Annotated in this window: 20 protein-coding genes; 8 read left to right on the plus strand and 12 right to left on the minus strand. The window is 62.1% G+C overall.

The features are described from left to right. Positions 1 to 45: 45 nt before the first annotated feature. The 4 genes from CLM72_RS15815 to CLM72_RS15835 form a co-directional block, all read right to left on the minus strand. Positions 46 to 1,461: a DNA polymerase Y family protein gene (locus CLM72_RS15815; RefSeq protein WP_105227092.1), complete on the minus strand. Its 1,416-nt coding sequence runs from the start codon at positions 1,459 to 1,461 to the stop codon at positions 46 to 48. A 7-nt stretch (positions 1,462 to 1,468) separates the two neighbouring features. After that, positions 1,469 to 2,083, minus strand: coding sequence for a translesion DNA synthesis-associated protein ImuA (imuA, locus tag CLM72_RS15820; RefSeq protein WP_003191873.1), 615 nt, complete (start codon positions 2,081 to 2,083; stop codon positions 1,469 to 1,471). After that, entirely contained in the window at positions 2,083 to 2,700 is a 618-nt protein-coding gene (gene lexA / locus CLM72_RS15825) for a transcriptional repressor LexA (RefSeq protein WP_072448369.1), read from the minus strand. The genes imuA and lexA overlap by 1 nt, the downstream gene beginning before the upstream one ends. Before the next feature lie 595 nt (positions 2,701 to 3,295). Beyond that, positions 3,296 to 3,883 (minus strand): NUDIX domain-containing protein, encoded by a 588-nt coding sequence (locus CLM72_RS15835; RefSeq protein ID WP_034125680.1) that lies wholly within the window; start codon positions 3,881 to 3,883, stop codon positions 3,296 to 3,298. Between the two features lie 165 nt (positions 3,884 to 4,048). Between CLM72_RS15835 and CLM72_RS15840 the strand changes: the two genes are divergently transcribed. Continuing rightward, positions 4,049 to 4,975 carry an alpha/beta hydrolase gene (locus CLM72_RS15840; protein ID WP_105227094.1) on the plus strand — a complete coding sequence of 309 codons (927 nt, stop codon included), beginning with the start codon at positions 4,049 to 4,051 and terminating at the stop codon, positions 4,973 to 4,975. A 192-nt stretch (positions 4,976 to 5,167) separates the two neighbouring features. On the opposite strand, the gene CLM72_RS15845 is transcribed toward CLM72_RS15840, so the two are convergent. Then, complete coding sequence (locus CLM72_RS15845; protein ID WP_014718172.1) at positions 5,168 to 6,328, minus strand: alpha-hydroxy acid oxidase; 1,161 nt, start codon at positions 6,326 to 6,328, stop codon at positions 5,168 to 5,170. Between the two features lie 120 nt (positions 6,329 to 6,448). On the opposite strand from CLM72_RS15845, the gene CLM72_RS15850 reads away from it, so the two are divergent. Further along, complete coding sequence (locus CLM72_RS15850; RefSeq protein WP_105227095.1) at positions 6,449 to 7,234, plus strand: DeoR/GlpR family DNA-binding transcription regulator; 786 nt, start codon at positions 6,449 to 6,451, stop codon at positions 7,232 to 7,234. A 637-nt stretch (positions 7,235 to 7,871) separates the two neighbouring features. Here CLM72_RS15850 and CLM72_RS15865 read toward each other — a convergent pair. Next, positions 7,872 to 8,777 (minus strand): LysR family transcriptional regulator, encoded by a 906-nt coding sequence (locus tag CLM72_RS15865; RefSeq protein ID WP_032896831.1) that lies wholly within the window; start codon positions 8,775 to 8,777, stop codon positions 7,872 to 7,874. Positions 8,778 to 8,990: 213 nt separating this feature from the next. On the opposite strand from CLM72_RS15865, the gene CLM72_RS15870 reads away from it, so the two are divergent. From CLM72_RS15870 to CLM72_RS15885, 4 genes are all read left to right on the plus strand, one after another. Beyond that, the gene (locus CLM72_RS15870; RefSeq protein WP_105227097.1) at positions 8,991 to 9,602 is read left to right on the plus strand and encodes a cysteine dioxygenase; all 612 of its coding nucleotides are present in this window, start codon (positions 8,991 to 8,993) and stop codon (positions 9,600 to 9,602) included. Beyond that, positions 9,599 to 11,182, plus strand: coding sequence for a rhodanese-related sulfurtransferase (locus tag CLM72_RS15875; protein ID WP_105227098.1), 1,584 nt, complete (start codon positions 9,599 to 9,601; stop codon positions 11,180 to 11,182). The genes CLM72_RS15870 and CLM72_RS15875 overlap by 4 nt, the downstream gene beginning before the upstream one ends. 82 nt (positions 11,183 to 11,264) lie before the next feature. Then, positions 11,265 to 12,239 (plus strand): ABC transporter substrate-binding protein, encoded by a 975-nt coding sequence (locus CLM72_RS15880; protein WP_105227099.1) that lies wholly within the window; start codon positions 11,265 to 11,267, stop codon positions 12,237 to 12,239. A gap of 10 nt (positions 12,240 to 12,249) precedes the next feature. Further along, positions 12,250 to 13,590 (plus strand): LLM class flavin-dependent oxidoreductase, encoded by a 1,341-nt coding sequence (locus CLM72_RS15885; protein WP_105227100.1) that lies wholly within the window; start codon positions 12,250 to 12,252, stop codon positions 13,588 to 13,590. A 666-nt stretch (positions 13,591 to 14,256) separates the two neighbouring features. Here the strand turns inward: CLM72_RS15885 and CLM72_RS15895 are convergent. Genes CLM72_RS15895 through CLM72_RS15915 form a run of 5 tightly spaced genes read right to left on the minus strand, consistent with a single transcriptional unit; the run spans position 14,257 to position 20,628 of the window. Further along, positions 14,257 to 15,018 carry an energy transducer TonB gene (locus CLM72_RS15895; RefSeq protein ID WP_105227102.1) on the minus strand — a complete coding sequence of 254 codons (762 nt, stop codon included), beginning with the start codon at positions 15,016 to 15,018 and terminating at the stop codon, positions 14,257 to 14,259. After that, positions 15,015 to 15,461, minus strand: coding sequence for a protein TolR (gene tolR / locus CLM72_RS15900; RefSeq protein ID WP_034127399.1), 447 nt, complete (start codon positions 15,459 to 15,461; stop codon positions 15,015 to 15,017). Before tolR ends, CLM72_RS15895 begins: the two co-directional genes overlap by 4 nt. Positions 15,462 to 15,476: 15 nt before the next feature. Further along, the gene (tolQ, locus tag CLM72_RS15905; RefSeq protein WP_105227103.1) at positions 15,477 to 16,169 is read right to left on the minus strand and encodes a protein TolQ; all 693 of its coding nucleotides are present in this window, start codon (positions 16,167 to 16,169) and stop codon (positions 15,477 to 15,479) included. Positions 16,170 to 16,216: 47 nt separating this feature from the next. After that, positions 16,217 to 18,082, minus strand: a complete 1,866-nt coding sequence (locus tag CLM72_RS15910; protein WP_105227104.1) for a phytase — start codon at positions 18,080 to 18,082, stop codon at positions 16,217 to 16,219. 35 nt (positions 18,083 to 18,117) lie between these two features. Continuing rightward, positions 18,118 to 20,628: a TonB-dependent receptor gene (locus CLM72_RS15915; RefSeq protein WP_105227105.1), complete on the minus strand. Its 2,511-nt coding sequence runs from the start codon at positions 20,626 to 20,628 to the stop codon at positions 18,118 to 18,120. A 635-nt stretch (positions 20,629 to 21,263) separates the two neighbouring features. Between CLM72_RS15915 and CLM72_RS15920 the strand changes: the two genes are divergently transcribed. Together CLM72_RS15920 and CLM72_RS15925 are read left to right on the plus strand one after the other, a co-directional pair. After that, the gene (locus tag CLM72_RS15920) at positions 21,264 to 22,178 is read left to right on the plus strand and encodes a GGDEF domain-containing protein (RefSeq protein WP_105227106.1); all 915 of its coding nucleotides are present in this window, start codon (positions 21,264 to 21,266) and stop codon (positions 22,176 to 22,178) included. Between the two features lies 1 nt (position 22,179). Further along, the gene (locus tag CLM72_RS15925) at positions 22,180 to 23,217 is read left to right on the plus strand and encodes an AraC family transcriptional regulator (protein WP_105227107.1); all 1,038 of its coding nucleotides are present in this window, start codon (positions 22,180 to 22,182) and stop codon (positions 23,215 to 23,217) included. Here the strand turns inward: CLM72_RS15925 and CLM72_RS15930 are convergent. Further along, entirely contained in the window at positions 23,204 to 24,085 is an 882-nt protein-coding gene (locus CLM72_RS15930; protein ID WP_054898661.1) for a LysR family transcriptional regulator, read from the minus strand. The two genes, CLM72_RS15925 and CLM72_RS15930, sit on opposite strands and share 14 nt — an antisense overlap. Positions 24,086 to 24,175 lie beyond the last annotated feature (90 nt).

Below are 24,175 nucleotides of genomic sequence, written 5' to 3' on the forward strand. Positions count from 1 at the left end.
GCAAGCTTGCTCGCCACAGTAAGTGCGCTCCAGCTGAGGGGATGCTCATGCAAACCACCCTTGCAACCACAACCCATCGCCTTGCCCCACCGTGCGATAGGCCCAACCCTGCTGGCCGGCGCGGGTCTGGACCAGGTAATAGTCGCGGCGGACATCGGCGCCATCCCACCAGCCCGATTCAATGCGCTCCGGGCCCATCAGGATCTGTACGCCGTGTTCGGCCAGCAAGGTCGGTTGCGGCAATAACCAGCCTGGGCGGCGGACCTTGTTCAAGCTCGGGCACGCCTGGTGGTCGGTCGCAGCCTGCCAGGCGCATTCGGGGCGATGGTCGGCCTGAAAACGCAGGCCCTGCACCGCCTCATCCCCCAGGCGTGCACGCAGGCGTTCGCGCAACTGCTCCCACGGCAGGGTTTGTTGCGGGCGGTCGTCGAACAGGTCCTGGCGTTGCGGCACGAACACCGGCAAGTCCTCGGCCACCAGGCGCACACCCCGCACCGGCGCGGTGACCTGTACCTGCTCCAGGCGTCCACGGGCCAGTTCGAACAACATTGAAGGCTCGCGCTCGGCGCTGAGCAGGCCCACCTTGATCACGCTGTCTTGTGCCTGGGCATGTTCCAGGTGCAGGTCAAAGCGCTGCACGCCACTGTCGCGGCCGCACAGGAAAGCGGACAGGTCGCCGGTCAAACGCCGCAAGGGGAACAACAGCGCCTGGTGGGATTGCACATCGAAATTCAACTCGATGCGTGCATCGAACTGGTCGGGTGGTTGATAAAAATCCAGGGCCAATGGCCGTTGCCCGTTCAGGGCGTCGAGGTGCTTGAGCAGGCTGGCGTCAAAACGTCGCGCCAGGGTATGCCGGGGCAAGGCCTGCACCTGGGCCAGGCTGCGCAGGCCCATGCGCGACAAGGCGGTGGCGGCCTGGGGTTCAAGGCCTGCACGGTCGACAGGCAGCGACGCCAGGGCCTGCATCAGGGCGCTGTCATCGGCCACGGCCAGGCCGTCGTAGCCGTTTGCCAATATCCGCGCCGCCGCCGGGTTGGGCGCAGCGACGATGCGATGACGAAAGCCAAGTTCGGTCAGCTCTTTGCGCAAACGCGCCTCGAGGTGCGGCCAGGGCCCGAACAGGCCCAGGCTCGATTCGATCTCGAACAACAAGGCCCGTGGGTAATACAGGCTGACCTGGGAGCTGAATCGGTAGGCCCAGGTGGCCAGAAACTGCTGCAGGCGCTCGATCTCCAGCGGGTCGTATTCGACACAGGCAAACTGCTTGACCAGGGCATGGGCTGCCGTCAACGATTGCCCGGGGCGCAGGCCCAAGGCGCGTGCGGCGGCGTTGACGGTTTGCAACACGCGCCGCTGCGGCGTGCCGGCCAGCAGCGCCAGCGGCTGCTCGGGTTCGGGGTGCACACGCTGTGCCCCGTCCAGCGCCAATTGCGGGAAGACAATACACACCCAACGCATGGCAACCTCAATGCCCCGCCAGGGCAATTGGCGCCGGATGGGCCAGCCCGCCACGGCACTTGAGCACCCGCACTTGCGCGGGCCTGGCCTCGACCGCCAGGCGCAGGGCGGCAGGCGAGGCATTGATCGCCTCGCTCAGGGAGCGCCAGGCAAACGCCAGGGTCTGCCCGGTTTCGGCCGCCACCTGCAAACGCCGCAAGGCACGATCATCGGCCTTGCGCGGCCAACACAACACCGCCCCGCAACTGCCAGAACGCAGGCATTGCTCCACCGCCCACAGCGCGTCACGCTCCTCGGCCCGGATGATGGACAGCTGGCGCACATCCACCCCGGCGTTCTGCCACGCATGGGGATAGGGGGTATAGGGCGGCGCCACCAGCACAATGCGCTCGCCCAGGGCCGACAGGCGCGCCAGGGTAGGCAGCACCAGCTGCAACTCGCCCACCCCGTCCTGGGCCATCAGGATTTCACTCAAGGCCGATTCCGGCCAGCCGCCACTGGGCAGCACCGCATCCAGCGCCGCCAGCCCCGTGGGGTGCACGCTGGCCGGGGGCGCGGCGGGCCGGCCCTTCCAGACTCGCCCGCCATTGAACAGCGAGTCCAGGGCAACCACGGCGCCCATCAGCCTTGCCTCACCAGGCCGCAGAACACGCCTTCGATGGCCAGGTCCTGCTCGGGCCCGACCACGATGGGTTGATAGGCCGGGTTGCGCGGCAACAGGCGAACCCTGTCGCCATTGCGCTCGAAACGCTTGATGGTGACGTCGCCGTCCAGGCGCGCCACCACAATCTGCCCGTTCAAGGCTTCGGCACTGCGGCGCACGCCCACCAGGTCGCCGTCGAGGATGCCATCTTCAATCATCGAATCGCCCTGCACCCGCAGCAGGTAATCGGGGGTTTTGGCGAAAGTGGCGGGGTCCAGTTGCAAGCGGCTGTGCACCTCGGCATCGGCGCCAATCGGCCGACCGGCCGCCACACGGCCGAGCACCGGTACATCCAGCCACTCGGGACGCGCAGGTTGATTGAGCAAGCGAATGCCACGGGCCTGGTTGGGGTTGACCTCGATAAACCCAGCTTCGGTCAGCGCCACCACATGCTTGCGGGCAACGCTGCGAGAGGCGAAGCCGAACGCCTCGGCGATCTCGGCGAGGCTGGGAGGCTGGCCTTGTTGCGCGATGCGTTCGCGAATGAAGGTCAGGATGGCGGTGCGGCGGGGAGTCAGGTTTGTCATGGAGTACATTTGTACTCCTGTGGGAAATTTCTGACAATAACCGTCAGTCTGCTAATTGCCAGCTACCACATGAAGGCATAGGTATCTACTTAAGTCTGTAAGCTCAACGGTTACAACGATGCGAAGCGAGCCGCTCTTGATCTTGATCTGCTTTTGATCTTAGGCGCCCCGTTAAACCACGCTGGCCGGAATTCGACAGTGATTTGGGGGGTAAACCGGCAGGGATGCCGGTTTAGCCGCCCCGCGCCATGGATGGCGCGTGGCGGCGGCCCCCCAAATCACTGGCGGATTACGGGCACACCGAGCCTAAGCGAGGTGCCGAGTGGTGGGGCAAGAGCCCTTTGGTTACTTTGGGGCTCTTTTCCAAAGTGACCCGCCGTCAGGCGGAACCCTAAGTGGCCGTTACCGCAGGAATGGATATGTACACGGTCCAACTGTGTTGACTGTCAGGCCGTCTTCGCAGGCAAGCCAGCTCCCACATTGGATCGCGGGGCATCAGTTATATCTGTGTCGGCTGCCAGGCCGTCACGGGAGCAAGCTCCCTCGCCACAGATTTAGCGTCGTGCGAAAGTTGTGTAGATACCTATGCACATGAAGGCATGCCTCACCACCCCTCTTTCAACATCCGCAGCTCCAGATGCTGCAACAACATAATCGTCTTGCCATCCACAATCTCCCCGCTCTGCACCATCGCCAGTGCCTGCTCAAAGCCCAGCTCCAGTACCTCGATATCCTCGCCCTCTTCTTCCAGGCCTCCGCCCGCTCCCACTCGGTCGCCTGGCTGGTATTCGCCGATAAAAAAGTGAATCCGCTCCGTCACCGATCCCGGGCTCATGAACGCCGCGTAGATTTTCTCAACATGCCCGACGCGATAGCCGGTCTCTTCCTCGGCCTCCAGGCGGATGCGTTCTTCGGCGCTGGCGTTATCGAGCAAACCGGCCGCTGCTTCAATCAGGTAGCCGGGGTAATCGTTGACGAACGTGGGCATGCGGAACTGGCGAATCAGCAAGACTGTGCGTTGCTCACGGTTGTACAACAGGATGGTCGCACCGTTACCCCGGTCATACACCTCGCGGGTCTGAGCTTGCCAACTGCCGTCGCGACGGCGCAGGTCGAAGCTGTATTTCTTCAGCAGGTACCAGTTGTCCGAGAGGGTTTCTTCGGCGGTGATGCGCACGGGGCTGTTGTTCATGTGTGGGCCTTTGCAGGTAGGGCAGGTTCAAGCCGTCCACCCTATCAACCCGCACGAGGATTGTTCAATGCTGTAACACTTTCATCCGTCACGGCCGTCGCATTAATGCCTACCCGCCCAGGCCATCTGGTAAAACCCGTGCTTCATCTTTGTTCTGGAACCTTCATGTCTTCTGTTTCTATGCCCCGCCGGGGCCTGCGCTGGCTTGTCTGGCTGTGCATGGCCGTGTTGATTGTCGGCCTGCCGGTCGGCTGCGCCGTGTTGCAACACAAGGAGCGCGAACTTGTGTTTCGCATCGAGCCGGGAACCGCCGGCTGGTACACCGGCCTGCCCAAGGCGGTGCAGGAATTCGAACTCAAGCCCGCCAGTTTCAAAGCAGGGCAGAACATTCATGGCTGGTGGTACCCGGCAGCCAACAAAGACGCGCCCGCCATCCTCTACCTGCACGGGGTACGCTGGAACCTCACGGGCCAATTGTTTCGCATCGAGCAATTGCATGCCCTGGGCTTTTCGGTCCTGGCCATCGACTATCGCGGCTTTGGCCAAAGCCAGGGCGATCTGCCCTCGGAAGCCACGGTGTACGAGGACGCACGCATTGCCTGGGAGCGTTTCCAGACCCTGCAACCAGACCCCGGCAAGCGCCTGATCTACGGGCACTCCCTGGGTGGCGCGGTCGCCATCGATCTTGCTGCCGAGTTGGGCAAGCAGGTGCCATTGCCGGTGCGTGGGCTGGTGATCGAGTCCACGTTCACCTCCCTGGCGGATGTCGCCACGGCCGTTGCCAACACCTCATTGCCCGTGCGCTGGTTGCTGTCGCAGAAGTTCGATTCCATCGACAAGATTGCCGACATCCACATGCCGCTGCTGGTGGTCCACGGCCTTGACGACCGCTACGTGCCGCCGCGCTTCAGCCAGCAGTTATTCGAAGCCGCGCAGCAACCCAAACACCTGTTGCTGGTGCCAGGTGCCAGCCATAACAACAGCATGAACCTCGCCGGACGCAGCTATGGCCAGGCGCTGGAAAACCTGATGCGTACGAAGATGCCCGCCCAGATCGTCACACACTCCATAGGCCGCGATAACGCCTCATAAATATGCTTTTCGGCACTGGGTTCGCGCTTGGCTGTCAAGCGCAAACCCTGGCCATGTTGGCCCGAAATACAAGTTGATCAAATAATGATCTTCGCTGAAATCGCCAACGCTGCCGGGCCTTCGCAAAGTTATCCACAGAGATACCCACGGTTTTCGTGGACAACTCTTTTTATATTTTTACGTTTTTTTTGCTCAAGCCGTGCTTCCAGGAAAGGTACCGGGCAACAGGATTTCGCGATTCACTTCGCGTATATCCTTATAGCCACAGAGCGCCATCGACACGTCCAGTTCGCGGGCGATGATATCAAGCGCCTTGGTCACCCCCGCCTCGCCCATCGCCCCCAGCCCATACAAGTGCGGGCGGCCGATCATGGTGCCCTTGGCTCCCAACGCCATGGCCTTGAGTACGTCCTGGCCGGAACGAATACCGCCGTCGAGCCACACTTCAATGCGGTTGCCCACGGCCTCGACAATCGCCGGCAATTGGCTGATGCTCGACGGCGCGCCATCAAGCTGGCGGCCACCGTGGTTACTCACCACCAGCGCATCGGCACCGCAATCGGCCGCCAAGCGCGCATCCTCCACATCGAGAATGCCCTTGATGATCAGCTTGCCGCCCCAGCACCGCTTGATCCACGCCACATCGTCCCAGCTCAGGCGCGGGTCAAATTGCTGGGCGGTCCACGACGACAGCGAACTCATGTCGGCCACGCCCTTCACATGCCCGACGATATTGCCGAAACCACGCCGCTGGGTACCCAGCATGCCCATCACCCAGCGCGGCTTGGTCATCATGTTGAGAATGTTCGGCAGGGTCAGCTTGGGCGGCGCGGACAAACCATTGATCAAGTCCTTGTGGCGCTGCCCCAGAATCTGCAAATCCAGGGTCAGCACCAATGCATCCACCCCGGCCGCCTTGGCGCGCTCGATCAACTGCTCGATAAAACTGCGGTCGCGCATCACATACAACTGGAACCAGAACGGCTGGCCGACGTGCTCGGCGATGTCTTCCAGCGAACAGATACTCATGGTCGACAAGGTATAGCGCAGCCCGAACGCGGCAGCGGCACGGGCAGTGAGGATTTCGCCATCGGCATGCTGCATGCCCGCCAGGCCAGTCGGCGCCAGCGCCACGGGCATGGCCATGTCCTGGCCAATCATACTGGCGCGGATCGAACGCTCGTCGATATTGCGCGCCACCCGTTGACGGAACTTGATACGCGCAAAATCAGTTTCGTTGGCGCGGTAGGTGCTCTCAGTCCAGGAGCCGGAATCGGCGTAGTCGTAGAACATGCGGGGGACACGTTTTTGCGCCAGCTTGCGTAAGTCTTCGATGGTTGTGATCAACGGCATCGGGTCACCTCTCCCTGAACTGAACGCAGAGAGTAACCGGCAGGAGCGTAGGCAACCAGCCGTTGCGTTTAGATGGGCCGGCGATTAATCTCGCACAAACCCGCAATAAAGCGCACAAACATGCATAACACTCATCAAGCCATCGACCTGCCTTCCCTGCGCAAACAGAAGATCTTGTTGTTGCTGGAACGCGACGGCAAGGTCACCGCCTCCGAGTTGGTCGAGCATTTTGCCGTGTCCCAGGACACCATCCGCCGCGACCTCGGCGAGCTCGCCGCGGCCGGCCTGTTGCAACGCGTACACGGCGGCGCCCTGCCCCGTCCCAAGGACACCGGCAAGGATTTCTTTACCCGTGTGGGGGAAACCAACGAGGTCAAGCGCCACCTCGCCCGCGTGGCGGCGGGCCGGGTTAAAGACGGCCAGATCGTGCTGTTCGATTCTGGCTCCACCACCTTGCAGATCGCACAGTGCTTGCCCCATGCACTGCACCTGACCGTGGTCACGCCATCCCCCATGATCGCCATCGCCCTGGCCGACCATCCGCATATAAAAGTGATCCTGGCCGGCGGCCAACTCAACCCCGCCACGCTCTCCACCGGCGGCCATGAAGCGGTGCGGCTGATCCAGAGCGTCAAGGCCGACCTGTTGTTCACCGGGGTTTGCGCACTGCATCCGCAAGTGGGCATCACCTCGCTGCATTTTGGTGAAGTCGCCGTCAAGCAAGCCTTGCTCGACAGCGCGTCCCACGTCATCGCCGTGACCACCTCAGACAAGCTCGGCGCGGTGGAACCCTTTGTGGTGGCGCCTTGCAGCCGTATTCATACGCTGATTACCGAATGGGACGCGCCGGATGTGCACGCATATGAACAGTTAGGGCTGCAGGTGCAGCGGGTAGATGTGCAGTGATGCAAACCCTGTGTAGGAGCGAGCTTGCTCGCGAAAACGTCAACAATAACGCGGGTTTCCTGAATGAACGCGGCGCCTGAGTGTTTTTCGCGAGCAAGCTCGCTCCTACAAAAAGGGCAAGCCGGCCATCTGGAGACGGTAACCACGATGCGAAGCGAGCCGCTCTTGATCTTGCTCTTGATCTGCTTTTGATCTTAGGCGCCCCGTTAAACCACGCTGGCCGGAATTCGACAGGGATTTGGGGGGTAAACCGGCAGGGATGCCGGTTTAGCCGCCCCGCGCCATGGATGGCGCGTGGCGGCGGCCCCCCAAATCACTGGCGGATTACGGGCACACCGAGCCTAGGCAAGGTGCCGAGTGGTGGGGCAAGAGCGTTTTGCTTACTTTGCCGCTTTTGCAAAGTGAGCCGCCGTCAGGGCGGAACCCTAAGTGGCCGTTACCGCAGGAATGGATATGTACTCGGTCTGACACCCTGTATCGGCTGTCAGGCCGCTATCGCAGGCAAGCCAGCTCCCACAGTTGGATTGCGGGGGTGTCTGGTAGGTAAATGTCGGCTGGCAGGCCGTCATCGCAGGCAAGCCAGCTCCCACATTGGGTTCGCGAGGTGTCAGGTGGATAGGCGTCGGCTGGCAGGGCGTCAGGCAGCGCTGCGGATCTTGTGCAAAGCATCCGCCACCCATTGACCAAACGCATCCACCGGTCCCTGCAGATTGCCGAGAAAATGCGGATAGATCAGCCACAAATCCATCACCGGTTTGAAGTCCTTGAGGGGCATCGCCGCCAGGTGCTCGCGATGAGCACTGCGTTCCAGCAACGGACGTGGCACCAGGCCAAGGCCGAGGCCGTCGGCCACCAGGCCAAGTTGTAGTTCGGTGCCGAAGGTTTCCAGGTTCACCCGCAGCGCCAGGCCCTGGTCAGACAAGGTGCGTTGCAACCCCGCACGGAACCCGCAACCGTCCGGGTTGAGGATCCAACCGCTCTGGTACACGTCCGCCAGCTTGCAAGGCTTCTTCGGCAACTGCGCCTTGGCACAGACCACTACCAACTCCATCTTGCCGATGGACTCACCGACCAGGTTGTCCGGGAAGATCTTGCCCGCGGGGAACAACGCCACCGCCGCATCCAGTTCGCCGCGTTCGATCTTGCCGACCAATTGGCTGCCCCAGCCGGTGGCAACCTGGGCGCGCAAGTCGGCGTATTCGCTGCGCAGATGCTTGAGTGCGTCCAGCAGCACCACATCGCCGATGGTCTGCGGTACGCCCAGGCGCAGCACGCCGGTGGGCGGTGCATCGGTGGCCACCAGTTCGCGCAGGGCATCCATCTCGCGCAGGATCAACCGGCATTGCTCATAGACACGGGTACCGATCAGCGTTGGCTTGAGGGGCTTGGTGTTGCGGTCGAACAGCTCCACTCCCAGAGCCTGCTCGAAGTTCTGCACGCGGCGGGTGATGGCTGGCTGGGTCAGCTGCAACGACGCGGCGGCATGGCTGATGGACTGGCAACGAATCACCTCGACAAAGGCATCGATATCGTCAATTTTCATTTGGGCCGCACATACAGATCAGTCATTAAGATGTGCGTGAAGCATAGTGGCCGCACACACTTCTGGATAGACCAGCCAGTGATCAATAGCGTCTAACACTATTCAAAGCGGTTCTAAATTACCTCCGGCTATAAGCTAATCATTAAAAAATAGCATATTAAAAATAAACATTATGCTTAGATAAAAGCATACCAATAGCCCGATGGAATGGTCATGACCCAGGCCCGACACCCCGAGAGACTCAGAGCCTTCATAGGCGCCCTGGCGGAATTGATCGACGGCAACCCGCGTGAAGGCGACCTGCTGCACCGTGGCGGCAAGCTGCTGGCGCAACTGGTCAGCCACGATGATTGGCTGCCCGATGACTTCGCCCAACCCGACCCCGAGCGCTACCAGCAATTTTTGCTGCATGCCGATTCGCGCCAGCGGTTCAGCGTGGTCAGCTTTGTATGGGGGCCAGGGCAACGCACGCCGATTCATGACCACAGGGTGTGGGGGCTGATCGGCATGTTGCGCGGGGCGGAGGTTTCCCAGGGGTTTGCCCGGGCGCCGGGCGGCAGCCTGATAGCGCGAGGCGAACCCGTGCAATTGGTGCCGGGCCAAGTTGAGGCGGTGTCGCCCAAGGTCGGCGATATCCACCAGGTCAGCAATGCCCACGGCGACCAGGTGTCCATCAGCATCCATGTATACGGCGCCAATATCGGTGCGGTGCGCCGGGCGGTGTATCAACCCGACGGCAGCGAAAAACTGTTTATCTCCGGTTATTCCAACGCCTATCTCCCGAACATCTGGGACCTGTCCAAAGAAAAGAGCCCTGCCCTATGACCACCCTATCGACCCGCAGCTTTGCGCAGATTCGCCAGGCCCTGTTGGCACGTGAAGAAGTCGCGCTAATCGACGTGCGTGAGGAAGCCCCCTTTGCCGAGGCCCACCCGCTGTTCGCCGCGAATATCCCCTTGTCCAAGCTGGAACTGGAGGTGTACGCGCGCATTCCACGCCGCGATACCCAGGTCACCCTGTACGACAACGGCGAAGGGCTGGCCCACCGCGCCGCCGAACGCCTGGTTGCACTGGGCTACACCCAGGTCAGCCTGCTGGAGGATGGGCTGGACGGTTGGCGCCGGGCCGGTGGCGAGCTGTTTATCGACGTCAACGTACCCAGCAAGGCGTTTGGCGAACTGGTGGAGAACCAGCGTCACACGCCGTCCCTGGCCGCCGAAGAGGTCCAGGCCCTGCTCGACAGCCAGGCCGATGTGGTGGTGCTCGATGCACGCCGTTTCGACGAATACCAGACCATGAGCATCCCCACCGGCATCAGCGTGCCGGGAGCCGAGTTGGTATTGCGCGCCCGTGAGCTGGCGCCCGATCCGGCCACGCGCATTATCGTCAATTGCGCCGGGCGCACCCGCAGCATTATCGGCACCCAGTCGTTGATCAACGCCGGCCTTCCCAACCCGGTGGCAGCCCTGCGCAACGGCACCATCGGCTGGACCTTGGCCGGGCAGACCCTCGCCCATGGCCAGGCGCGCCGCTTTGCGCCGACCTCGGAAAACCATCGCCAGCTCGCCGCCCAAGAGGCCCGTGGTGTTGCCGACAAAGCCGGGGTAAAACGTGCAACGCTCAATGACCTGCAGCGCTGGCAACAGGACGCGACCCGCACCACCTACCTGTTCGATGTGCGCACCGTAGAAGAATTCGAAGCCGGCCACCTGCCGGGCGCCCGCGCCACCCCGGGCGGGCAACTGGTGCAGGAGACCGACCACGTTGCCAGTGTGCGCGGTGCGCACCTGGTACTGGTGGACGACGACGGCGTGCGCGCCAATATGTCCGCGTCATGGCTGGCCCAGTTGGGCTGGCAGGTCTCGGTGCTGGACGATCTGCAAGCCACGCACTTCAGCGAACGCGGCGCATGGGTCGCACCAGCGCCGCCACCGCCCCAGGCCGAACTGATCAGCCCTCACACCCTTGCCGACTGGCTCAGCCATGGCGACACGCAGGTGCTGGACTTCACCGCCAGCGCCAACTACGTGAAACGTCATATCCCGGGCGCCTGGTGGGTGCTGCGCGCGCAACTGCCCGAGGCCCTGAGCAAGGTACCGAGCGCCCAGCGCTACGTGTTGACCTGCGGCAGCAGCCAACTGGCGCGCCTGGCCGTGCCGGAAGTCGAGGCCCTCACCGGCAAGCCGGTCTTTTTACTGCAGGACGGCACGGCCGGCTGGGTCCACGCGCAATTGCCCCTTGAGTCAGGCGAAAGCCACCTGGCGTCCCCGCGTATCGACCGCTACCGCCGCCCCTACGAAGGCACCGACAACCCACGGGAAGCCATGCAAGCTTACCTGGATTGGGAGTTCGGCCTCGTGGAACAACTGGCCCGCGACGGCACCCATGGCTTCTACGTGATCTGATTCAGCGCTGCATCATTTCGCCCAACCGACCCCTTCTCCAGGCGGAGGTATCTCCCTTTACCCAACGCCTGGAGTTTTTCCCATGCTGTATGCCCTCCCATTCAAACGCCTGCTGTGGGGCGCCGCCCTGGCCTTCGGCCTGCTTTCCACCGTCCAGGCTGGCGACCTGCAACCGCTGCGCGTGGCCAACCAGAAATCCACGATCAAGGCACTGCTGGAAGCCTCGGGCGAAAGCCAGAACGTGCCTTACGAGATCAAATGGTCGGAATTCCCCTCGGCCTCGCCCCTGGGCGAAGCGCTGAACGCCGGCGCTGTGGATGTCGGCGCCCTGGGCGATGCCCCTTATGTGTTCGCCCTCGGCGCCGGTGCCTCGATCAAGGTGATCAGCATCATCCATGCCGAAGGCCGTAACACCACCGCGCTACTGGTGCCCAAGGATTCACCGATCAAGACCGCGGCCGACCTCAAGGGCAAAAAAATCGTCACCGGGCGCGGCTCTATCGGGCACTACCTGGCGATCAAGGCCCTGAACGATGCCGGGCTGACCACCCAGGATGTGCAGTTCATCTTCCTGCTGCCCGCCGAGTCCCGGCTGGTACTCGACAACGGCACCGCCGATGCCTGGGCGACGTGGGACCCTTACACCACCGTGGTCACCTCACAGAGCAATGCTCGCGTGCTGGTGAGCGGCAAGCAGCTGCTGAGCAATCATCTGTACTTCGCCGCTACCGGCCAGGCCATTGCCGACAAACGTGTGCAACTGGACGACTTTGTCGCCCGCATTGATCGCGCCTACGCCTGGGCCAATACCCATCCCGAGCAATACGCCGCTGCCCAAGCCAAGATCACTGGCCTGCCACTGGCCGTGCATATCGAAGTGGCCCAGGACACCCATCTTTCCCCGGTCACGATTGACGATACGGTGATCCATGGCCTGCAAGCCACCGCCGACACCTATGTAAAAGAAGGCCTGCTGAGCAAACACATCGACGTCTCCCAGGGCTTCGATTCCAGCTTCAACGCCAAGCGTATCCCCCTCGAACAAGCCTCGCGCTAAGGAGCAGAACATGAGCAAGCCACGTCAATTGAAACTCGGTGCCATGGTGCACGGTGTCGGCCACGGTTGGGGCGAATGGCGCCACCCGCAGGCACAACCCGACGCCAGCACGAATTTCGGCTTCTACAAGCAGCAGACCGAACTGGCCGAAGCCGCCCGGTTCGACTTCGTGTTCATCGCCGACAGCCTGCATATTCACCCCAAGTCCAGCCCCCATTACCTCAACCGTTTCGAGCCGCTGACGATCCTCTCGGCCCTGGCCGCGCTGACCACTCACATCGGCCTGGTCGCCACCGTGACCGTCAGCTATACCGAGCCTTACCAGGTAGCACGTCAGTTCGCCTCCCTGGACCACATCAGCGGCGGCCGCGCCGGCTGGAACGTGGTCACCTCGTGGCTGAGTGGCACCGCCGATAACTTCGGCAAGGCCGAGCATCCGCCCCACGCCGTGCGCTACCGCATCGCCAAGGAACACCTGAATGTGGTCAAGGGCCTGTGGGATTCCTGGGAGGACGACGCCTTTGCCTATAACAAGCACAGCGGCGAATTCTTCACTCCGGGCAAGTTGCATGCGCTTAACCACAAGGGCGAATTCTTCTCGGTCAAAGGCCCGCTGAACATCGCGCGTTCGCGCCAGGACCAACCGGTGATTTTCCAGGCGGGCACTTCGGAGGATGGGCGTAACTTTGCCGCCGAAAACGCCGATGCGATTTTTGTGCATGTGGAAACTATCGACGAGGCCAAGGCCTACAGCGCCGATTTGAAACGCCGCGCCAAGGGCTTTGGCCGCGACCCGGACAGCCTGTCGATCCTGCCGGGTATCCGCCCGATTGTCGGGAGCGATGCCGCCGAAGTGGAAAGCCGCTACCAGCAAGCTGTGGCGCTGGTCACTGTGGAAGACGCCATCGTCGCCCTCGGCCGGCCGTTCAACGACCATGATTTCAGCCAGTACCCGCTGGATGCGCCCTTCCCTGAACTGGGCGACCTGGGAGCCAACAGCCAGAAAGGGGGCTCCGAACGTATCAAGCAACTGGCCCGTGACGAAGGCCTGACCCTGCGCGAAGTGGCCCTGCGTTTCTCGCGGCCCCAGCGCGACTTTGTCGGCACCCCGGAACAGGTCGCGGATGCCATTCAGACCTGGTTCGAGAGCGGCGCCAGCGATGGTTTCATCATCAATTCGGTACTGCCGGATGGCCTGCAGTATTTCACTGAGTGGGTGGTGCCGGTGCTTCAACAGCGAGGGTTGTTCCGTACCGAGTACAGCGGCCACACCCTACGGGACAATCTCGGCCTGGAAGTGCCAGCGAACCGCTACAGTTTGGTTGAAACCCACGAGAAAGCGCTGGCCTGAACACATTCCCCTGTGGGAGCGGGCTTGCCCGCGAAGGCGGTGTGTCAGCCACTGAATATTCAACTGAGCCACCGCTATCGCAGGCAAGCCAGCTCCCACACTGGTCATGCATTGCCCCAAAAAAAACAGCGCCTGGCATAGATCCCTGTGGGAGCGGGCTTGCCCGCGAAGGCGGCGTGTCAGCCACTGAATATTCAACTGAGCCACCGCTATCGCATGCAAGCCAGCTCCCACACTGGTCATGCATTGCCCAAAAAAAATCAGCGCCTGGCACAGATCCCTGTGGGAGCGGGCTTGCTCGCGAAGGCGTTGTGTCAGTCACTGAATATTCAACTGAGCTACCGCTTTCGCAGGCAAGCCAGCTCCCACACTGGTCATGCATTGCCCACAAAAAATCAGCGCCTGGCACAGATCCCTGTGGGAGCGGGCTTGCTCGCGAAGGTGGTGTGTCAGCAACTGAATATTCAACTGAGCCACCGCTTTCGCAGGCAAGCCAGCTCCCACACTGGTCATGCATTGCCCACAAAAAATCAGCGCCTGGCACAGATCCCTGTGGGAGCGGGCTTGCCCGCGAAGGTGGTGTGTCAGCCACTGAATATTCAACTGAGCCACCGCTATCGCAGGCAAGCCAGCTCCCACAGGTTTTGGGGAGGTGGCTGGAGAAGCTCATTTGATGCGGTAGTGGAAGGTGTTGCGCACTGCCGGTACGGCAACAGCTTTGCCATCGACGATTCTCGGCTGGTAGCGAAAAGTATTGGCCGCCGCCAATGAGGGCCTGATGAACAACGGGTGACAGCCGTCCAATACCTTGGGGTTTTCCACGTGCCCCTGGGTGTTGACGGTGTACTCCACCGAGCAGTCGCCTTCGATGTTCTTGTCCAGGGCGCGTTCGGGGTAGTCGGGGGCGGCCTTGCTCAAGGGTTGGTACTGGCGGCTGTCGAATGCAGGGGTAGGCGCAGGCACGGCAGCTCGGGCTTTTTCCGAAGCGGCACGCGCCTGACTCAGACGTTGCTGTTCCAACTCCCGATTGCGCTGCTCGGTCGCCATGCGCTGCTGTTGTTGCTCGAGTTTCTTTTCTTCAACCCGCTTGCGCGCCAGCGCGGCTTTCTCGAGCTTTTGCGCCTGAACCTGCGGATCAACCGTCGGCCTGGTCGGTACCGGGATGACAACAGGTTCTGCCAGCGCGGCAGCTACGGGCTCGGGTGTCGGCACAGGCGCCGGCGCCGGAGCGGGTAAAACCACCAACTGCGTGTGCATCACCCGCGGCGCATCCACCCCTGGTCGCTCCGTCGACCAGCCCAGCATCAACGCCACTGCCACCGCACCATGCAGCGCCACGGCCAGACTCGCTGCCAGGCTTTTACGCCATAAACCATCGCCGTTGGGCGCCAAGGCCAGTGCCGGACTGTGCATGATCATTGCCGTCATTGCGGGGCCTCGGTGACGAGCCCAAGATTGCTGACGCCGCCCTTCTGCAGCACCGCCATGGCCGCCACTACACGGCCATAACCTGCATTGTCGTCAGCGCGGATATACACCTGGGTATCGCTGCGCGCCGCCACCACCTGCATGACCTTGGCGCTCATTTCTTCCAGGGTCACCGCGCTGTCGGTCTGCTGGCGCGTATCCAGCTCGCCACCCAGGTTCCAGTAGTAGCCACCGTCCGCCTTCACCGATAACGTCAGGATCTGCTGGCGCGTATCGGTGGCCAGCGCCTCGGCGGCGACCTTGGGCAGTTCGATCTTTACGCCCTGGGTGAGCATGGGCGCAGTGACCATGAAGATCACCAGCAGCACCAGCATCACGTCGATGTAGGGCACCACATTCATCTCGGCCTTGGGCCCGTGCTTGCGTTGCGGCCTGATCAACATCGCTTTGCTCCTTGTTCAGGCGGCCACGGCCAGGTTGATCGAGGTACCGCGCAGCATCCGGTGCAGGTGCACTTGCAGTTCATTGCCGAAAGCGTAGTAGCGCGTGAGCAAGGTCTGGCTGCGGGCCGCGAAACGGTTATAGGCGATCACTGCCGGAATCGCCGCAAACAGGCCAATGGCCGTGGCAATCAAGGCTTCTGCAATACCCGGTGCCACGGTCGATAGCGTGGCCTGTTGCACCTGCGACAAGCCGAGGAACGAATTCATGATGCCCCACACAGTCCCGAACAGGCCGATATAGGGGCTGACCGACCCCACCGTCGCCAGAAACTGCAGGCCCTTTTCCAGCTCCAGCTCCTGCTCGGTGATCGCTACCTGCAAGGCGCGCTCCACACCCTCGAGCACTGCCGGATCGTGGTGGTGCAGATGCTGGTATTCCTGCATGCCGGCAATAAAGATCGGCGCCACACCGCCCTCGCCCGCCTGCACGGTGTCGCGATACAAGGGTTGCAGGTCCGACGCCACGCGAAAGCGCGCCAGGAAGCCGTTGAGCTGCCGTTCCAGACCACGCAGTACACTGCTGCGCTGAATGATCAGGTACCAGCTGAGCAAGGACGCCAGCAGCAAAGTGACCATCACAGCCTTGACCAACAGGCTGGCGTCGCTGATCAAACTCCAGATCGTCATATGTTCCATCGTCGCGTGCATGGTAAAGCTCCTATTCGATTAAAAACGGATGACTGCGTGATGACAGCTCAGGGTAATTTCAACGCGCGGCTCACCTCGGCCCAGGGCACGAACTTGAAGTTCTGGGCTTGCTCAGGCATGCGCTTGCGCCCGTCCTGCACCACCAGCATGCCCTGGCTCCATGGCCCGCCGAGGTTGACGGCAGTGACCTCCAGGCCATCGGTTTCCGAGGCGCCATCAATGCCGGCGGCCGCATTGAGGCCAACGCGCAAGGCGCCGCGTACAGCGAATGGCGGCTCGGCGTCCAGCACCAGGTAGCTGTCATTGCCTTGGCTGGAGATCACCAGGTAATCCCGCGCGGGGCTTTGATACAGCGCCAGGCCTTCGACATCTGCGTGCAGTTGCGGGCCGACTTTGATCACCGGAGTGAGCGTGGCCGGTTGGTCGGCACGGGCATCCATCGCCCACACGCCGACATCTTCCTCACCGATAAACAAGCGTTGGCGCTGGTCATCAGCCACACAGCCCTCGGGTTGGCTGTCGACCTTGAACTGGCGCACCACCTCGCCCTGCACACGGCCAGCCGGCGCACTCAGGCGGTATTGCAGGAAGGTGCCATCCTTGTCATTGGCGAACGCGTAGAGTTCACCGCTGGCGGGCTGGTACAGGCAGATGCCGTAGATGTCCTTGAGTGGCGTGGGGACCTCACCGGCTTCAAGCAACTCGCCGCTCTGGCGGTCGATGCTGAACAGGCTCAGGCTATTGCGGTCGCGATTACTCGCCACGGCCAGGTCGACGGTGTGCGTACCGAGTTTGAAGCCAGGGCGTATGTCGACATTGTTCAGGCGCCCCACTGCCAGCTCCTGCAACAGCTTGCCGTCAAGATCGTAGGCCAGCAGGCCCTGTTTTTTGTTGGTCCCCAGTACGCGACTTTTGGCCGGCGTTTCAGGGTGAACCCAGATGGCCGGGTCATCCGCCGCGTCGCCTTGGCGACCCACGGGTTCGGTCTGGCGCAGTGCGGCGACTTGCGCAAGTATCGGCGCAACCGGCACCGGCGTGGCTTGCCAGTCAAGGCGGCCCTGATAGAGCTGGCCGCTGTCGTCATCCCGCACCAGCACCTGCCGGCCCTGTATCACCAACTGCTCCGGTTCCTTGAGGCCCGGCAAGGCCAGGCTGGACTGCCCCACCCAACGTTCCCCGACTTGCTGAAACAGCTGCAACTGCGCGGTTTTCGGGTCCAACGCGAGCATCCCGCCCGGCACCAGTGCCATGGCGCCTGCTTCGCGCTGGGGATCGTCGAACAGCGCCACGGGCGTGCGCTTCACCTCGGCTTCCGGGTGCGCCGGGTAGGCCCACCAGCCGACGTTTTGCTCGTTCACCACCAATCGCTCGGCCGCATCATCCACTTGGCAGTATTGCGCCGATGGCGGCAGTGGCAGGCTGCGAACACGCTGCGCCTGGGCCAACAGCGTCGAACCATTGCCCACCAGCCACTGCTCGCCCTTGCCCTCTTCACCGACCAGAAACACAAACAGGTTGGCCGCCGAATCGCGATAGAGGCACAGGCTATTTACCGCGAAGTCGCGGGTCGGCAGGTACAGCGGCGTACCCCAGGTTTTGCCGGCGCCATCGAGACCGATCAGCAAGGCCTGCTGGCGGTCGTTATCGAGGCTTGCGATCAGCGATTGAGTGCCGGCAGCGCGGGTGTCGAGGCTGCTGAAACGGCCTTTGAAGCGGGCCAGTTCGACGCCTTTATCGTCGAGCAGCAGCAGGCCGTCGCGGGCACTGGCGGCCACGCGCTGGGTGCCGCCGGGCAGGAAGGCAACGGCCTGGGCGTTCAGGCTGGGTGCCCAAGGGGTCAACGGTAGGTCGGTGGCGAACGCCTTGCCGCTGGTTACCAACGCAACCAACAGGCACAGCTTGGAAATTCTCATGAACAAACAAATCCTTCAGCAAGCACGCGTTATCGTTAGAAATGGGTGAAGGTCAGGCCCAACTTGTAGGTGGGGCCGTACTCTTCGTACTGGCCGTTGTAGCTACGGTGGCCGGTGTAGACGAAGTACGACTCGTCGGTGAGGTTCTGTGCCTCGAAGCTGACCTGCAGGTTCTTGGTCAGTGAGTAGCGCGCACTGAAATCAACGAAGGTTTGCGCGTCGACGTGCAGGTCATGGGCCTTGTCATTGATCGACGCCAACTCATACAAATAGGCCGATTTGTAATTGGCCGACAGGCGCAGGCTGAGGGTGTCGTCTTCCCAGCCGAGCATCAGGTTGCCGACCGTGTCCGACTGGTTGGGCAGGCTGATGTTGCGCTTGCGATTGCGCCCACTGGTACTGTCGAAGCCCTCGATGTCCGCGCTGGAACGGCTGAAGGTGCTGTTAGCACCGATCATCAGGCCGTTCCATGGCGCAGGCAGCCAGTCGAACTTCTGTGAGTAGGCCAGTTCCAGGCCATACAGTTTGGCGCTGTCGCCGTTGGCAAAGGTGTGCGCCTCGGCGAAGTTGGCCCAGGCACCGGTACCAGCCACGTCGGTGTTGTAGACGAAGTTTTGGATGTCTTTGTAGAACACGAAGGCCGACACGGTACCGGCACGGCCCATGAAATGCTCGATGCCCAGGTCCAGGTTGCTTGATTCCAGAGGCTTGAGGTCCGGGTTGCCGAACGTGGCCTCGTCATCGTCGATCACAAAACCCGGGGCCAGTTGGCCAAAGGTCGGACGCACCACCGATTTGGTCCAGGCGGCGCGCACCTGGGTGTTCTTGTCAATCTGGTAGCGTGCGTGCAGGCCCGGCAGCCAATGGTGATAACGGCGCTTGGTCTCGGTGGCGCTGAACTGGCCGTCCGTGGCACCGGTGCCCTTGGCTTCGAACTCGGTACCCTCGTAACGCATACCGGCGATGAAGCGCCAGTCGTCAATATCGACGGTGTTCATCAGGTAGCCGGCATTGATGTCTTCGCGGATGGTGAAGTCATTGACAGTGGATTCGGTCGGGTCATAGAAGTCATCGCGATTGAGGCCGCCGATCAACTGGCGGATATTGCCCGCGCTGATGCCTGGGCCAAAGCGGCCGAGGCGGTAGTCGACGTTGCCCTTCTGGAACTGCGTGAGGTTGAGTTGTTCATCGCTCAAGCCCTGTTCATCCAGGTCCTTGTAGACCCAGGCCTCCAGGTCATTGTCCTTGTGGCGCCGGCTGACCTTGCCGCCGAACTTGAACTGGGATGCGTAACCGCTGAGGTCATAGTCGCGGGCCAGGTCCAGGCGCAGGTTCTTCTCGGTGTCCTGGGTGTGCTGTTTTTCCCAGTCGACTTTGTCCAGGCTGAAATTGGCCGGGTCGTAGAAACCGCTACCAACGATCGGGCGCGGCTTGGCCTTGTCGTAGAAGCCGCTGTCGGCAAAGTCACCGCCGTCGAAGGTCGCACCGGCAATATGCCCCGGGCTGTCTTCGCTGGAACGGCTGTAACCGGCCTGGCCGCTCAAGGTCCACAGGCCGAGCATGCGTTCACCGCCCACTACGTAGGACTGGATTTGCTGGGTTTCCTCGCGGTTCTTGAGCTTGCGCTTACCCTCGGCGTCGCCCAATTGGCCGGGCGCTTGCGGGTCATCGAACTCGAGGCTGGCAGCGTTGCGGGTTTCGGTGTCCTTGTAGCGACTGTAGAGGGTGCGCAGGTAGTAGCTGCTGAGGTCATCGGGCTTGTAATCGAAGTTAAGGCCACCACCGGCGCGTTCACGGCTGATGTCGTAGTCGCGCTGCTCGAATTCGTTGAGCCGGGCGCCGTTAGTGAAGTCCCAGGCGCCGCCGGTTTCGACGTTGTCCGAGCCGAAATCACGCTTCTGCCAACTGAGGGCCGCGGCCACGCCAAAGTTGTCGATACCGTCGCCGAGGCTGAACCGGTTACTGGCGGCGCCGGAGAATTTCGGGCTGGTCTGGTGCGTGTTCTTGTCGTAGCTGGCCTCGGTGCTGCCGGTGTAGAACAGGCCCTTGTGGTCGAACGCCGAAAGGCTTTTCACATCGACGGTGCCGCCGAGGGAGTTGGCGTCCATGTCCGGTGTGAGCGTCTTGATCACCGACAGCGACTGCACCAATTCCGAAGGCAGAACATCGAGGGCCACGGCGCGGCGCTCGCTCTCGGGCGAGGGCACCAGGGTGCCGTTGATGGTCACGCTGTTGAGGTCCGGGCCCAGGCCACGCACGCTGACAAAGCGGCCTTCGCCCTGGTCACGTTCAACGCTGATGCCCGGCAAGCGCTGCACCGCCTCGGCAACGTTCTCATCCGGCAACTGGGCGACGCCGTCGGCATGCACCACGCTCTTGATACTGTCGGAAGAGCGCTGCTCCTTGAGGGCGCTGTCGATCGCAGCGGCTTGGCCGACCACATCGACATGCTCGGTGGCCGCTTCCGCGGCGTTGAGCCGCTCGCAGGCTATCGCCAGAGCCAAGGCGGTAAGCGTAAAGCTGACGAGCCCGGTGCGCTTGTACATGAAACCCTCCCCAAGAATCCGTTGACGCCAGGCAAGGGGCCCGGCAACTGGGAGGGCACGCTAGGGATGGGGCGTGACGGTTCTGTGACAGGGTTGCAGGCAGAGCCTGTCAAAGCGGGGTTTACAGGCTTCTGGAGCGTGTAAATGAGCTGAAATGACCTCGGGAGAGCAAGCAGGCTTGCCTGCGATAGCGGCCGGAAAGCCGATGCTTATCTCTCTGAGACCCCGCAGTCCTAATGTGGGAGCTGGCTTGCCTGCGAAGACGGCAGTTCAATCGACAGAGAAGTCGAATGTGCCGCCCAGGTAACCACGATGCGAAGCGAGGTGCCGAGTGGTGGGGCAAGAGCCTTTTGCTTACTTTTGGCTGGGCCGGCATTCCGGCTCTTTTCAAAAGTGAGCCGCTGTAAAAGCGGAACCCTAAGTGGCCGTTACCGCAGGAATGGATATCTACACAATCCAACTGTGTCGCCTGTCAGGCCGCCTTCGCGAGCAAGCCCGCTCCCACATGGGTTCCATGTTCAGCTGAAAAATGTGCGAGGCCATGAGCTGATTCGACCCTCCCCGCCCGTCATCCAACCGTCACATCCATCTGCTGTGCTGGCGCCCATTACTCATTTGCCCAAGGACCCGTGGCCATGTTTTCCGTGCTCAAACCCCACCGCTGGAAACTCGCGTTGCTCCTGATCGCCGCCAACCTCGGGCTGCTCCTGCACCTGGCCTGCGGCGAGCTCAAAAGTGTCAGCGAATGGGTGTGGCTGGATATCATCGGCGAAGGCGGTTCGGCGCTGCTCGCGCTGATCTGGTTGGGCCTGGTGTTGAAAAGCCGCCCGGCCGGACGGGTCACCCAATACCTGGCGCTGGGGCTGTCGTGCATCTTTTTTTCCTGGTGGATCGACAGCCTCGACGAATTCATCCGCCTGCCTGACAGCGTGTCCTGGGATCACTGGCTGGAGTCAGGACCAATGCCGGTGGGCATGATCCTGCTGACGATTGGCATTTATCACTGGCACCACGAACAACTGGCGATCAGCGCGCAGATGGAAAAACGCGAGCGGTTGTTTCGCGAGCACCGACTATTCGACAAACTCACGCCCCTGGCCGGCGCCGACTACCTCAAGCGCCAACTCGCCGACAGCCTGCGCGACAGCCAAGCGCAGCAACAACCACTGTCGTTGCTGGCCCTGGACCTGGATAACTTCGCCACCATCAACCAGGTCTACGGGCATGCCGAGGGCGATGCGGTGCTACAGGCGGTCAGCCATATGCTGCTGCTCAACCTGCGCCGCCAGGACCTGTTGTGCCGCCTGGCGGGCGATCGTTTTGTGGTGCTGCTGCCCAACACCGGCGAGCGCCAGGCCCAGGGCCTGGCGCTGGAATTGCAACACGCGGTGCAGAGCCTCGCCCACAAGACCCGGCAACAGGGCGAACGCCTGCAACTGACGGCGACCACGGCGGTGGTAATGGCCTTGCAAGAGTCACCCCACGAGCTGCTCAAGCGGCTGAATATGGGCCTGGCCCGGGCCAAGCAACCCCTTGCGAAAAGTGCCTGAAATGGCCGTGAAAACCAGCTGGTATGAAAACGACAGCCGCTTCATCCCCGGTCACTATCAACCCGCCACGTTGATCGACCTGGGCTTGTCCCGGGACATCGACAGCCATCGCCTGCTGCGCGGCACCGGCCTGTTCCACGAAGACATCCTGGCCGGCAATGCGCGGTTGAGCCCGCAACAGTTCCTGAGTTTGATCGGCAACAGCCGCAGACTGCTGGATGCCGATGACAGCAGTTTCCTGTTTGGCCAACGCCTGCTGCCCGGCTACTACGGCGCGGCCAGTCATGCCCTGGGGCATGCGCAGAACCTTCATCAGGCCCTGGATATCCTGATCCAGCAACAAGTGCTGCTCAGCCCGCTGGCCACGCTGCAACTGGAGCTGGATGAGCACCACGCCTACCTGTATTGGTTGGACAGCTGCGGCGCCGGCGAACACTGGCGCTTTGTGCTCGAAGCCAGCATGACTTCGCTGGTTGCCATGAGCCAATGGCTCAGCGGCCAGCGCTTGCCGTGGGTGTGCAGCTTCAGCCATGCCGAACCTCGGTATGTCGAGCAATACTGGGTGCATCTGGGCGAACACACGCGCTTCGAACGTCCTCTGGACATGATGTGCCTCCCCCGTGAATACCTCACCCACATCTGGCCGGGCGCTTCGGCCACGGCGGGCCAGGTCGCGCGCCAGCAAGCCCTTGAACAAATCGAGCAACTGGGCTTTGCCACAAGTTTTCTGGACTGCCTCTATGCCTACCTTCGCGAACACGTGCGCCAGCCACCAAGCCTGGAACAGGCCGCGCACACCTTCGCCATGAGCCCGGCCACGCTAAAGCGCAAGTTGCAACGGCACGACACCGGTTTTCAGCAACAGGTCGACCGGGTGCGCAAGCACGTGGCGTTGCACCTGTACCAGGCCAAGGGGTGGAGTAACGAGCAAGTGGCGGCGTACCTGAGCTTCAACGATGCGGCGAATTTTCGGCGCTCGTTCAAGCGGTGGACGGGCAGCACGCCCAACCTGATCCGCCAACTGTTCAGCAGCCGCTAGCCAGGCGTTCACGCAGGAACTCCACCAGCGCTTGCACCGGGCGTGAACTCTGGCGGTGCTGCGGGTACACCGCCGACAGGGTCAAGGCCTCAGGAGCGAAGTCCTCCAGCACCTTGACCAGACGCCCATCCTTCAAGGCCTCGCTGACAATGAACGTCGGTAGGTAGGTAACGCCCAAACCGGCTATCGCGGTATCGCGCAGCAGATCACCGTTATTGACGCGCATGCGCCCGCTGACGCTCAAGGCTTGCACCTTGCCTTTGAAACGCCATTGCACCTGACGGCCGTGGCCGTAAGGCAGGCAGTCGTGCGTGGCTAAATCCTCGGGTTTCAATGGCGTACCCCGCAGCGCCAGGTAGTCGGGGCTGGCGCAATACACCCGCTCGATAGCGGCGATCCGCCGGGCGATCAGGGTGGAGTCTTCCAGGGTGCCGATGCGCAGCACCAGGTCGTAGCCTTCGCCGATCAAGTCCACCGGGCGGTCGCTCAGGTCGACTTCAACGCAGACCTGCGGATGCTGGCGCAAGAACAACGGCAACAGGCAACCCAGGTGCGCCATGGCGAACGACAAGGGTGCACTGAGGCGAATGGTGCCACGGGGTTCGCTGTTCTGGCCGGCGATGCCCTGCTCCACTTGCTCCACCTCACCGAGCAGGCGCAAGGCCGACTCGTAGTAACTCTGGCCCAGCGGCGTAACGTCCAGGCGCCGTGTGGAGCGGTTGAGCAGGCGTACGCCCAGGCGGTCTTCCAGTTGGATCAGGCGGCGGCTGACAAATTGCTTGGACAAGCCCAATTGCTCGGCGGCGGCAGTGAAACTGCCGGATTCCATGACCTGGCAGAACAGGCGCATGTCTTCGAAGGGGTTCATTGTCGCTTCTCAGGGGACGATGGGCTGTTTTATAGCCCGTCAGTGGTCACACCACAAACCAAAATGTGAACACAATCAAATGTGGAAGCT

Origin of the sequence: Pseudomonas sp. MYb193, assembly GCF_002966775.1 — a bacterium.
Taxonomy (GTDB): domain Bacteria; phylum Pseudomonadota; class Gammaproteobacteria; order Pseudomonadales; family Pseudomonadaceae; genus Aquipseudomonas; species Aquipseudomonas paracarnis.